Source organism: Butyrivibrio sp. (assembly GCF_024699075.1).
The window spans coordinates 1-13393 of sequence record NZ_JAILQF010000473.1; the positions used below are offsets into that span (position 1 = coordinate 1).

8 protein-coding genes and 1 tRNA gene are annotated in these 13393 nt (G+C 38.8%); 7 read left to right on the top strand and 2 right to left on the bottom strand.

The features are described 5' to 3' along the window. On the top strand, positions 1 to 1787 hold a 1787-nt coding region (locus tag K6G87_RS18875), incomplete at its 5' end, for a sensor domain-containing diguanylate cyclase (RefSeq protein ID WP_296840773.1). A 220-nt stretch (positions 1788 to 2007) separates the two neighbouring features. Here the strand turns inward: K6G87_RS18875 and K6G87_RS18880 are convergent. Continuing rightward, positions 2008 to 4062, bottom strand: coding sequence for a methyl-accepting chemotaxis protein (locus K6G87_RS18880; RefSeq protein WP_296840776.1), 2055 nt, complete (start codon positions 4060 to 4062; stop codon positions 2008 to 2010). Positions 4063 to 4388: 326 nt separating this feature from the next. On the opposite strand from K6G87_RS18880, the gene K6G87_RS18885 reads away from it, so the two are divergent. Beyond that, a complete protein-coding gene (locus tag K6G87_RS18885; RefSeq protein ID WP_296840778.1) occupies positions 4389 to 4790 on the top strand; it encodes a LytR/AlgR family response regulator transcription factor in 402 nt (133 codons plus the stop codon). 22 nt (positions 4791 to 4812) lie between these two features. On the opposite strand, the gene K6G87_RS18890 is transcribed toward K6G87_RS18885, so the two are convergent. Beyond that, positions 4813 to 4885, bottom strand: a tRNA-Gly gene (locus tag K6G87_RS18890). A 195-nt stretch (positions 4886 to 5080) separates the two neighbouring features. Between K6G87_RS18890 and K6G87_RS18895 the strand changes: the two genes are divergently transcribed. The 5 genes from K6G87_RS18895 (at position 5081) to K6G87_RS18915 (ending at position 13061) form a co-directional block, all read left to right on the top strand. Beyond that, the gene (locus K6G87_RS18895; RefSeq protein ID WP_296840780.1) at positions 5081 to 6685 is read left to right on the top strand and encodes an MBL fold metallo-hydrolase RNA specificity domain-containing protein; all 1605 of its coding nucleotides are present in this window, start codon (positions 5081 to 5083) and stop codon (positions 6683 to 6685) included. Between the two features lie 212 nt (positions 6686 to 6897). Further along, positions 6898 to 7935, top strand: coding sequence for a thymidylate synthase (gene thyA, locus K6G87_RS18900; RefSeq protein ID WP_296840781.1), 1038 nt, complete (start codon positions 6898 to 6900; stop codon positions 7933 to 7935). 107 nt (positions 7936 to 8042) lie between these two features. After that, positions 8043 to 10520, top strand: a complete 2478-nt coding sequence (locus tag K6G87_RS18905; protein ID WP_296840783.1) for an EAL domain-containing protein — start codon at positions 8043 to 8045, stop codon at positions 10518 to 10520. A gap of 100 nt (positions 10521 to 10620) precedes the next feature. Next, positions 10621 to 11124, top strand: a complete 504-nt coding sequence (locus K6G87_RS18910) for a dihydrofolate reductase (protein WP_296840785.1) — start codon at positions 10621 to 10623, stop codon at positions 11122 to 11124. A gap of 398 nt (positions 11125 to 11522) precedes the next feature. Beyond that, positions 11523 to 13061 (top strand): S1C family serine protease, encoded by a 1539-nt coding sequence (locus K6G87_RS18915; RefSeq protein WP_296840788.1) that lies wholly within the window; start codon positions 11523 to 11525, stop codon positions 13059 to 13061. The last annotated feature ends 332 nt before the right edge of the window (positions 13062 to 13393 follow it).

A 13393-nucleotide genomic window follows, 5' to 3' on the forward strand; every position in this document is an offset into this window, starting at 1 on the left:
GGCAGACTATGAAGCAGTACAGATATATATTAAATGATAAGCTTAATATGGCGCAGATGATAAGTAATATTCACAGTGCGCCTGAATATAAAAATGGTCAGAAGGGACTGTTACAGATCATAGAACCAGGAAATGATGAAACAGTTATTCAAAATGATCTTAATTTACTAAATGATAAGCTTCCTGACCTTGAGATATTCGGAATGACATGTCATGGAGCACTCAGCCGTGAAACTCATTCTATAGAAGTTGTAGTCTGCTGTGTTATATTTTTGGACAAAGCAGATTTTCAAATAGATGTATTTGACTGCTCTAAGGGGGTTACAACTTATGAAGCAGGTGAAGAGTATGTAAGGCGCCTTAAAAAGATAGAAGATTTAAAAGGCGTACTTATGATGTCTTCTGCTTTTGACCTTTGCCCTGAAACATTTATTGACAGGATAGATAATTATAACAAGGATATTGTTGTTTTTGGTGCGCTTGCCGGAACTCAGAAAATGGGCGACGATAAATCCAAAATCTTTGTTGGCAAAAAGATATATAACAGGGCAGTACTTACGGTTGCCTTTAGTGGCAGTGATCTGCATATAGAACATTATTATAATCTTGGTTTTAAATCCCTTGGTAAAGAGCTTATAGTAACAAAGTCTGATAATAAGGGCATTGTCTATGAAATAGATAATAAACCCGCATTTTCTGTATACAAGGATCATCTTGGAATTGGTATGAATGAATATTTTTTTGAAAATACCAGTTCTTTCCCCTTTTATATAAAAGAAAATGGAATGCCTCTTGCAAGAGTAGCGCTTGAATACAGAGATGATGGAGCGCTTGCTTTTGCTACCCAGATACCACAGGGAAGCTCTGTCTCTTTAAGCTATTCAACAACCGATTTTCTGCTTGAAGAGTCTGGAAGAAATGCGGTAAAGCTTTCGGAATTTGCACCTGAAGCTGTTCTTATCTATGTCTGTATGAGTAGGAGAATGTTGATGGGTGATGAAATGGCCGAGCTTGAGTTTGATTTTTATACAAGTGTACTTCCTGCAGCTACGTGGGCGAGCGGCTATGGTGAGATACTTCACGCTGACGGACTCAGGGGATTTTTGAATGCTTCCTGCGTTGTGGTTGGAATGAGAGAAGGAAATCTTCCTTCCAAAAGTGACATTCCTAAATACTCATTTGATAGTAAATATACAAATGGTAAAGAGGAAGAATCTGAAGACGGATTTGTGCCATTATCAGTTCGCCTTGTTAACTTTCTTGAATCCACGACTGAAGACTTAAGACTGGCCAATGAAAAGCTCTTTAAAGTTGCAAGCCTTGATGAGCTGACACAGGTTTATAACAGAAGAGCATTAAATCACTATATGAACCAGTTCCTGGAAAACAGATCAAGGTACAGAAGTATTGCTGTCATGATGGTTGATATAGATTATTTCAAACGTGTAAATGATACCTATGGTCATGATGCCGGCGATATGGTCCTTAAAGATGGTGTTGCCAAAGTTAAATATCTCTTCACCCAGGCTGATATAATAGGTCGCTGGGGAGGTGAAGAATTCGTAGGCATCAAACCTGACATATCATTAGAAGAAGCCAAAGAATTCTGCGAAAGGATAAGAACAGGCGTAGAAAAAATAGAGTTTAAAGAAGTCGGCCACATCACAGTCAGCATAGGTCTTACAATGATAAACAAAAATGACACAATGGACTCAGTCTACAAGCGCATCGACGAAGCCCTTTACGAAGCCAAAGAAACCGGCCGAAACAAAGTAGTCGTGAAATAGACACGGGGTATCATTTTGCCTGAATTCTAAACTACTCAGCCCTAAGCACAGGATCTCAAACATGTGGCGCGCGGCATATAGGAAAAATATCAGGCGTCCTCATTTCGGCGAAAGAAGCGAGCAGATGACTGATCTACCGCCTGTATGGGAGCGAGTGCTGAGTGTATATATTCAGGCAAAATAATACCCCCACGCTTAATGGTGAGCGTGGGGGATTGTGTTAGTTGGACTCTGTTTTGAAGAACTGCATTTCTTCGTTGAGTTTTTCGGCGATATCTTTCAGGTCGTTGGCAGAGCCTGCAAGAGTTGTAACTGTTGCAGAGAGCTCCTGCATGGAAGCACCTGTTTCTTCGGAGGATGCTGCATTTTCTTCGGATATGGCTGAAAGAGCGCTCATTGTATCGACAACGGAATTCTTAGAGGATTCGCAGGTGTTTGCTCCATCAGATATAAGCTGTACACCGCTTACGGTTCCATTTATATCTGCCAGCATACCGTTGACTGCTTCGAGCGTTTCACCAAGAGCAATCTGCTGATCAGTATTGCCCTGCTTTACATCTTCAGCAGCTTTAACAGCGGCACTACTTTGTTCAAGAAGTACATCCATTTCTTTTCTGATATCATCAGCCATTTGCTTGGAATCGTCTGCAAGTTTTCCGATTTCTTCAGCAACAACTGCAAAGCCCTTACCTGCTTCGCCTGCTCTTGCTGCTTCTATTGAAGCATTAAGAGACAGAAGATTGGTCTGGGTTGCTATAGATGTAATTCCTTCAACCTTCTCGCTGATAGAGGTAACAGCATTCTGGGTTCTTTGAATTGTATTAGATATTTCATCAATCTTGGAGGTCATCTCAGTAGAAGACTCCTGAAGTGAAGCAAGAGAGGTGCTTGATACTTCTGAAGCTTCCTTCATCTTATCTGCAAGAGCAGACAGATCTTCTGTTGATGTCTGTACATTACCAACTGCGTCTCCAATAAGACCTACGTTGTCTGATGCCTGCTGGATCTCATCTGCCTGCTGGGTAGCGCCTGATGCTATTTCCATAACTGCATTAGAAACATCTTCTGCTGTTTTGGAGATCTGGTCAGCCATATCTGATAATTCTCCGGAGGATGACTTTAGATTTACAGAGGATGACTTTATCTCTGATACGATATGGTCAAGAGTATCGATAACAGAGTTAGTCGAATTGGAAATAGCTCCAAATTCATCTTTTCTATCAGTATACTTTGTGACCTTTACAAATTTGCCATCAGCAAGTGATGTAAGTGACTGACCTACAGCTTTAATTGGAGCAGCAAAGCTCTGTGACATATAAACGGATATTGCAACTGCAATTATGATAAGAACAATACCTACTACTACGATTGTCATAGCAGATTTTCTTGCATCTGCCATTACAAGGCTTGCCTTTTCACATACAGCTATCGTATAGCCTGTTACAGGCTCTCTCATCCAGGATACATACGCAAGAGACCCGCTGGCAGTACTTTCATACATTCCACTTGTTTCTGTAGAAGTCATGAAAGGTGAATCGCTGTGATCTTCGGGCTCATCATCAGTTGTGATCTCATGAGTAGCATGGGCTGCTACTATACCTGTAGTATCTGTGATATAGCCATCATCAATATTTTCTGAAAGGAACTCATGCATGTTGTTAAGATCATAGCTTCTTTGAATAGTACCTATGAGTTCGCCGGTCTGATCATCAAGGACAGGCACGATTATGATAGTTATACGGTTTCCTGTTGTCTTACTTACTATGATATCTGAAACAGCAAGCTCTTTATTAGTTGTACATTTTATAAAATAGTCTCTGTCAGATATATTTACAAGCTCCTGATCGTCAGTTCTGAGCACCTGTTCGCCACTTGGAAGCGCCAGAATACAACTGTCATTTCCATCACCTATGTTCTCATTAATAAGAGACATCTGTGTAAGTATAGCTGAATCAGGTATTGCTGCACTGGCAGTCCCATAATTATTTAAATATGTGATAGTACTTGGGGACGTAGCGAAGGTTTCCATTGAGATAACATTTTTTTGGATAATTGAACTAAATTCTGATGTTACAAAATTTGCATTTGCATCAAGAAGTTCAAGTGCATCATTTTTGGCAGTATTTGTAGATGTGTTATAGCTTATAACTATGGAAATGATAAGAGGAATAGCGGCAACCATTACCATAATACCGATAAGCTTGGTTTTAATACTATCCTTTATGCTTATCTTAAAACCATCATCAGGAACTTTAAACTTTTCTTTTTTGGCCATAGTAATACCTCCGGATTGTAATTAAAATAACTTATTAGATAGTGAAAAATCCCAAATTGTATAGAATCTATCGGATTTTTTTAAAAAAAGTTAACGCCTTAAAAATAATAAAAGTGTATAAGTAAGATGATTTTTACGTGTTTTGATAAAAGATCGGTATATCGTATAATTGTTGATAGCAGGAGCGAATATCTATAAGCATAATTCAATGATTATTTTTGATATATGTTTTTTGTATATAATGGTGTAGGTATCAAAAGTTTCTTTTGACGCATACATCATTACGTGTTAAAATCAGAGACTATTTGGAGCAGAAAGGCTGATAAATGATCAAAGTAGCAATTGTAGAAGATGAGCACAAAGATATAGAGAATCTTACTGCACTTTTAGATAAGTACGGGGAAGAGTACAATGAGCATTTTGAAATCTTTGAATTCCAAAATGCTATTACATTTCTTACCAATTATCAGCCCAATTATGATCTTGTTTTTATGGATGTACAGATGCCGCATATGGATGGGATGGAGGCTGCCAGAAAGCTTAGAAAAGTTGATACAGACACTCTCCTTATCTTTGTTACCAATATGGCCAACGTAGCTGTTAATGGCTACGAGGTCGCAGCCTTTGACTTTATTGTCAAGCCCTGTGAGTATGCTTCTCGCTGTATCAAGATGGACAGGGTAAGAGAGAATCTTGATCTTAGAACTGACAAAAAGCACATCCTTTAGGATGTGCTTTTCGTTTTATGCGAGCGATAGACGGGGCTCGAACCCGCGGTCTCGACCTTGGCAAGGTCGCGCGTTACCAACTACGCCACTATCGCATTTATTAAGTTTGCCCTTTGGCGTTTGCCTCAGCGACATGTATGATAATAACTCAATTAGAAACTGTTGTCAACGATTTTTTTAAAAATTAGTCAAAATCAAATTAATCAAAATTAATAGTGATTGTCTGCGACAATTTCATTTTTCTGATATGATAAAGGTATAAAAAACATCATCGCAAGGAGGCCTGGCTTATGAAACTAACATTTGTAGGTGCTGATCACGAGGTTACAGGAAGCTGTCACTGTTTGCAGGCATGCGGCAAGACAATCCTCATAGATTATGGAATGGAGCAGGGACGCGACGTTTTTGAAAACGAACCACTTCCGGTTGCGCCTGCCCTTGTAGACTATGTATTTCTCACACATGCTCATGTAGATCATAGTGGTTATATTCCTCTTTTATATGCTAATGGATTCAGAGGGAAGATATATGCAACCGAAGCAACAGCTGATCTTTGTGACATCATGTTAAGAGACTGCGCGCATATTCAGATGCAGGAAGCAGAGTGGCGAAGGAGAAAGGCAAAACGTAACAGCAAATTTGAGAATACTGAGCCTTTATACATAATGGAGGATGCAGAGGGTGCTATCCATCAGTTTATTCCCTGTGAATATGACACGGTGATTGATGTATGTGATGGTATTAAGATAAGATTTACAGATATAGGTCATCTTCTTGGAAGCTCCAGCATAGAAGTCTGGATATCCGAAAAAGGCCAGGAGCGCAAGATCGTCTTTTCCGGAGATATAGGCAATATGCGCCAGCCTCTTATAAGAGATCCCAAATATACAGAAGAAGCAGACTATGTTGTTATGGAGTCAACCTATGGTGACAGACTTCATACTACAGAAAGACCTGACTATGTTAAGAGTCTTGCAGAAGTCCTGAACAAAACCTTTGCAAGAGGAGGCAATGTAGTAATTCCGTCCTTTGCTATAGGAAGAACACAGGAGATGCTATATTTCCTTCGTCAGATCAAGCATGATCACCTGGTAACTGCTGTAGATGATTTTGAAGTGTTTGTAGACAGCCCTATGGCAGTAAGTGCTACGCAGCTTTTTGCAGATCACCAGTATGCCTGCTATGATGAGGAAGCAATGGAATATGTCAAAAAAGGCATAAATCCAATATCTTTCCACGGACTCAGACTTTCAATAACGCAGGAAGAATCTGTTGCAATAAACTTTGATGATAAGCCAAAGGTAATACTTGCTGCCTCCGGCATGTGTGATGCAGGTCGTATCAAGCATCACTTAAAGCATAATCTGTGGCGTCCTGAAAGTACTATACTTTTTGTAGGATATCAATCAGTTGGAACACTTGGAAGATCAATAATTGATGGTGCTCAAAGGGTTAAGCTCTTTGGTGAAGAAATAGATGTAAAGGCTGAGATCACTAAGCTAGAGGGTCTTTCAGGCCATGCCGACAAAGACGGCCTTACAGCATGGATCAATGGATTTACTAAGAAAAGGCCAAGGAAAGTTTTCATCGTACATGGAGAAGATTCAGTTACAATTTCTTTTGCCCAGTATCTTAAAAACGAATTTGGTTATGATACTTATGCCCCTTACAGCGGAACAGTATTTGACCTTGTATCAGGTACATTTGAAAAAGAAGGCGTTCCTGTACCTGTACAGAAGAAGGGGGCAGAAAATGTATCTGATGTATATGCAAGACTTAAGGCAGCAGGTGCAAGACTGGTTGCTGTTATCGCCAAGGTCAGCGGAATAAGCAATAAGGATAAGGCTAAGTTTGCTGATCAGATCAATGCTTTGTGCGATAAATATGACAAATGATCACTGATTTATAAGGTTAAGCGCAGCTCCCGGCAATTTAATTGCCGAGGAGTTCGTGCTATTCATATACTAAAATATTATCTGATATATTAGATTGAAAATGACATATTTTGGTATTTTTTTGCCTATAATTATATGTAGTTATAGATTATAATGATAAACGGTACAACTCCGAAATCTGGTGGAGTATTAAATTCTACGGGGGATTCTATATGTCTAAAGCAGACGAATACTTTATTGAGATGTGTAATGATATCCTGACTAATGGAACTACTACTGAGGGTCAGGCTGTCCGCCCTCATTGGCCGGATGGTACAAGTGCATATACTATCAAGATCTTTGGTCAGGCGCATACTTATGATCTGTCCAAGGAATTTCCGCTTATGACTCTTCGTAAAACAGGAATTAAGACAGCTACAGACGAAGTACTCTGGATATATCAGAAGAAATCTTCCAATATAAAGAATTTAAAAGGCGCGATCTGGGATGAATGGGCTGATGAAAGCGGCTCTATCGGTAAGGCTTACGGCTGGCAGATCGCAGAAAAGTACTCCTATAAAGGCGTTACAGAAGAAGGACTTGATAAGGCTTTTCCTACCTGGAAAAAGGAAAACAAGGGTGATCTGGTAATGTATAAATATGTACCTGGCCCGGGAGTTTTGCCTATAAAAGAGCGCCTTGTTCCCGGAACTGATGCATATGAAAGACTTGGCGAGCCTGATATTGTCTATGACAGGGCATCAAAGCTTGCAACAATGGATCAGATGAACAAGGTAATCTATGATCTTAAGATAAATCCTTTCTCACGCCGTATTATGACTACTACCTGGAATGTATCAGAGCTTTCAGATATGCATCTTGAGCCATGTGCATACAGCATGACCTATAACGTAACCCAGGATAGCAGTGATGGAAGGCTTGTTTTGAACGCAGTCCTTAATCAGCGTTCTCAGGATATGCTTGCTGCCAATAACTGGAATATTGTCCAGTATTCTTCGCTTGTTCACATGCTTGCGCAGGTATGTGGCATGAAGGTTGGTAAGCTTCTTCATGTTATTGCAGACTGTCATATTTATGACAGACATATCCCTTATATCAAAGAACTTATTGAAAGAAAACCTTTACCGGCTCCAACTTTCCATTTAAATCCGGAGATTAAGGATTTCTATGACTTTACAAGAAATGATGTGTCAGTAGAAAACTATGAGGTGGCAGGAGATCAGTTCAAGGATATACCGATAGCTATTTGACAAAGTCAGAGTCAAGATCATGGCTTTATTAAATGTATCGTGAATTTTGATTGTTAACTGGTCTTTAACGTATGTAAATGAAAGAATTTCTGAAAAAGAAGTATATAATGACCAGGATTGTTGCTTCAATCCTGATTCTATTAACCGCGGGAGTCTTTATCTATGCATCTTTAGATCCGGTGGATGATTTTCGTTTGCATTATACTTACACTGATTATTTTTCAGAAAAATGGCAGGATGATCCGGAAGGTAAGCCTTTAAGCGGAGATTATATAAATGTTGGCCCCGGAGAAACTGTCTATTTGTATCATTCACTTCCATATGCCGTATCACCTGATGAAGCTATAGCTATATATGACCCAAGATTATATGTAGCTGTATATGCCAATGGTACATTTCTTGGCGACTTTGGAAAAGGAACAGACGATGTACTTGGCAAGGAAATCGGGAATTCATGGTTTGTTATAAATATTCCTATGTTTGCCCAAGGCAAAATGCTCACTCTGGAAATTAAAAATCCCACATCCAAAAATATACGTTTTTATTTTTCATACGCTCTATTTGGTCAGCATAATGATCTTAATAATGAGATATTTATTAAGAATATGAGCGCTTTCCTGACTGGACTGATGTTCATTATAGTCGGGATCATTCTGGCTATTTCAACCGGATTTTTGTTCAAATATAATATAGAATCAATGAAGAATCCGGCTGCTTATATGTCGGTTATTTCGATACTTTCAGGAATCTGGTTTTTGGTTGATTCTAATCTGCCTCAGTTTGTCAGCAGTTCAGTTTCTGCAAGATATGCTGTTGCCTTCTTTCTCCTTTTGATACTTCCTATTTATCTTTTAATGTTTTTTATGGAATATCTGAATAGGGGCAAAAAGCTGATACAGGTACTTCTATGTATCTATATTGCTATTATGGCCTTGGTTGTAGCTTTATATGCGTTTGGGATAGTGCATATCTCATCCGGATTCAGGATTATTTTAGCCTATCTGTTTGTTATACTTCTTTTCCTTTTGGTACTTCAGATAAGAGAATTTCTTATAACAGAAGATAAGTATTTTTTTGCTTCTAATCTTGGAACAATTTTCTTTGTAGGAGTAGCTATACGCAGCGTTGTGCGTTATCGTTTTATATATGAAGCAGGTAATACCAGATATTCAAGAATTGGATACAGCGTATTTTTGTTGACGATTTCTTTGATCGTTCTTCTCAAATCATTCCGCGAGATAAGAGGAGAGATGAACCTTAGAAAACTTAAGAAACTTGCTTATGTGGATGCGGTAACAGGCGGCAATTCAGTTGCTTATCTAAGTGAGAAGTTCTCAGAAATAAATGAAGAAGAGCTGGATAAATACTGGATATTGTATATGAATCTTGTAAGCTTCAAGGCAGTAAATGAGGTCATAGGCTGGGAAAATGGAAACATACTTCTAAAGGATGTGTATGAACAGAACCAGCTGGCACTTTTGGATGGCGAATACCAGGCTGCACTTGGCCAGTCGAGCTTTGCTATGCTTATAAAAAGTGATATGAATGCTCAGGATGTAAGACGTAAGTGCTCACAGCTTCGCGAAGGACTTGATAAAGTTGTAAGAGAAAAGTTTAAGTCTTTATCCCTTAGAACAGAATTTTCTGCATGCCCGATAAATACAGGTGATGATAACTTTAAGGCAATACTGGATCTTGCCAGAATTGCTTATCGCAATTCAGCGGCTTCCTATGATATTGCATCTGATTGCTGGATATATACAGAGATGTGTAAGGACAAAATGCGTGTCGAAAAGACTATGGAGAACAAGCTTGAAAAAGCCCTTGTAAACAAGGAAATGGAACTGTTCTTACAGCCCAAGGTAGATCCGCAGACAGGCAAGGTTACAGGAGCAGAATCTCTTATAAGATGGCGCAGAAATGATGGAACTATATTAAGACCTGTTTACTTTATACCTGTTTTTGAAAGAAACAGGATGATAGCAAGAGTCGATCTGTTTATGTTTAGAGAGACATGCCTGTTTATAAAGAAATGGATAGATGATGGCAATGAACCATTCAGGATATCTGTTAACATATCCAAGTACAGCATCCTTAATACTGACAATTTCGAAAGATATGAGCAGATCATAAGAGAGATCAATCCTCCTATCCAATGGATAGAGTTTGAAATTACAGAGTCTATGGCATACAATAACGAGAGCGATATTTCCGAGATCATTGACAGAATACATGATCTTGGGGCTACAGTATCCATGGATGATTTTGGAAGCTCATATTCAAACCTTGTTGCAATTCAGAGACTCCAGTTTGATACAGTCAAGATTGACAGAGGAATCTTCACCCATGGATTTCCTGATAATGAGAAGAGCTTCCAGATGGTCAGTGCTCTTATGCGCATGTTCACAACAATAGGAATTTTTGTTGTAGCAGAAGGCATAGAGTCTGAAGATCAGGTTGAGGCGCTTAAAAAGCTTGGCTGTCATTCTATACAAGGCTATTATTATTCAAAGCCTCTGGATATAGATAAATTTAAAGAGTATTTTCAGAATAGAAATGCCTCAAGAGGACTTAGTAAAAACTAATGATTTCTTGAGCGTAAAAAATTGAATCTGTAGGTAAATTGGCCAGGCACAGAAGGTGTTCTCAATTGGCCTATAATATAGAAAAGGGGACAACATTTATATGAAAGCAATCGTAGCAGTAGACAATAACTGGGCAATAGGATATGGCGGGAACCTTCTTATCAGCATCCCGGCTGATCACAAAATGTTCCGTAATGAGACTAAAAATAAAGTCGTAATACTTGGAAGAAAAACCCTTTCAACCTTCCCTAACAGCCTGCCGCTTGATCAAAGAGTTAATATTATTCTCTCTGCAAATCCTGATTATACGGTAAAAAGTACTTCAACAGGAACTGCAATTATGGCAAGAAGTGTTGAAGATGTACTTAAGATAGCATCGGAATATGATACCAATGATGTATATGTAATTGGAGGATCAAGTGTTTATGATCAGCTCCTTCCTTATGTAGATACCTGCATTGTGACTAAGGTTGACAGAGAGTTTACCGCAGATGCATACTTCCCTAATCTGGAAAAAGATCCTGAGTGGGAGCTTGCAGATGAAAGCGATGAGCAGTACTACTTCGATAACTGCTATACATTCCAGAGATGGGTACGTAAATAATAGCATAGATGCTATTGATGCGTATGTACTTCTAAATAATAACTGCAAATACAGTGCTAAATCACAGATGAAAAGTGGTTTAGCACTTTTTTACGTGACATAAACTTTATCATCTATCGATAGAACGTCTATTTATTTGTGACTATATCATATGCGATGATTCAGAAACTGAAATTTAACTCTGACCTCTTTTCCCTCATAATTATTAACCAAAAAGAAAATAGTATTTATTTTTTTATTAGAAAGTAAACACAATTTGAGCATAATTAAAACACAATTTCATCACAATTGAATTCTAAACTAAAATCATAAAAACAAAGCAGATAAAACCTTTTTTGAAAATCAAATAATTAAATGAAGTTTAAAAGGGCCGAAGGGGCTCAGAAAGAGGTAGAGATATGAACGAGAATGAGAATTTGAATGAGTTTAATGCAGGTAACAATAATGAACCTGTAAAGAGCTCAGACAATATTTTTACAGAAAATGTACATGCTAACGAGTCTGAAATAAGAAAAGCAAATACAACAGATAAGAAAGCAAAGAAGAAAACAAAGGCAAAAGGTAAAAAGGCAGGTAAGGTTGTCGGAGCAATTGCACTTGCAGCAGTTTTTGGAGTTTGCACAGGAGCTGGAATATATGGAGCACAGAACTTTACATCACTTTCACTTAATGATACCTCTACTGCTTCATACAGCATAGCATCAACACAGACAGACAGTGATTCTTCTGATTCACAGATCAAGGTTACAACAACAAGTAATACTCAGGTAGTGACAACAGATGTTACTAGCGTAGTTGCAGCTGCAATGCCATCAATTGTATCTATAAATGTTACAGCAACAACTACAACAACAGATTTCTTCGGACAGTCCTATCAGGAAGAATCTGAAGGCGCAGGATCCGGAATCATTATAGCCAAGAGTGATACAGAGCTTATTATAGTTACTAATAATCACGTAGTAGAAGGTGCTAATTCCATGGAAGTATCATTTGTAGATGGAAGCACAGCTACAGCATACCTTAAGGGAACAGAGTCATCTGTTGATATAGCAGTAATTGCAGTAGAACTTGAGGATCTTTCTGAAGATACGCTTAGCTCTATAAGCATTGCAACACTTGGAGATTCTGATGCACTTACTGTTGGTGAAAGTGCTATAGCAATAGGTAATGCACTCGGATATGGACAGTCAGTTACAACAGGTGTAATAAGTGCACTTGATAGAGAGATAGAGACAGAAGACGGAGAGACCAATACATTCATCCAGACTGATGCAGCTATAAATCCAGGTAATTCAGGAGGAGCCCTTCTTAACTCAAACGGAGAAGTTATCGGTGTTACATCAAGTAAGATCGGTGCTACAACAGTTGAAGGTATGGGATTTGCTATTCCAATTTCTGATGTAATAGATCTTATCAATGACCTTATGAATGAAGAGACCAAGATCACTGTAGCTGAAACAGAAAAAGGTGCTCTGGGTGTATCAGTAATGACCCCTACAGGAATAGATGGTGCCTATGTTGCTGCTGTAAGTGAAGGAAGTGCTGCAGAAAAGGCAGGTATAGAAGTTGGTGATCTTATAACATCATTTGACGGTAATGACATTACCTCTGCATCAGATCTTACAAGCATCATGTCTTACTATGCAGAAGGTGATAAAGTTACAGTAACTGTTCTTAGAAGAGTAGACGGACAGTATCAGTATGTTGATCTTGAAGTAACACTTGATAATGCATCTGAGCTTACAAGCTCTTCATCCAGTGAAAGCGAAGAAAGCCAGACCTATGAATATGGATTGCCAGGACAGTCAGGATCAGAGTCCGGACAGAGTTCTGAGTCCGAGCAGACAATGCCTGAGCAGGGATCAGGGTCTCAGCAGATGCCTGGAAATCAGCAGGGTTCACAGGGAAGCGGATCAGGTTTTTCCTTTGGCGGATGATCGATAAAATTTATAAATATATTTAAACTATATTTAAGGTTTAAAAACTATAGTGTATCTATTGTTTAATAAACATGCTTTAAGTCGCAAAACCCCTCCACGCGATTTAAAAATAGAAATCCACAAAACGTGCGACTCCAAACGCACCCTACATTAAAAGAAGGTCTTCTACGTGAAGACCTTCTTTTGCTTTGTGTAGCATCTTTTAATAAACCCCCTGCTATGCAGGGGGACAACAGCTGCTTTAGCTTACAGTAGAAAACCTCCCGTGATAGAATTACTTACGGTTCGCCAACCAAAGTAAAATCACAGGAGGTAGTCCATAATGGACA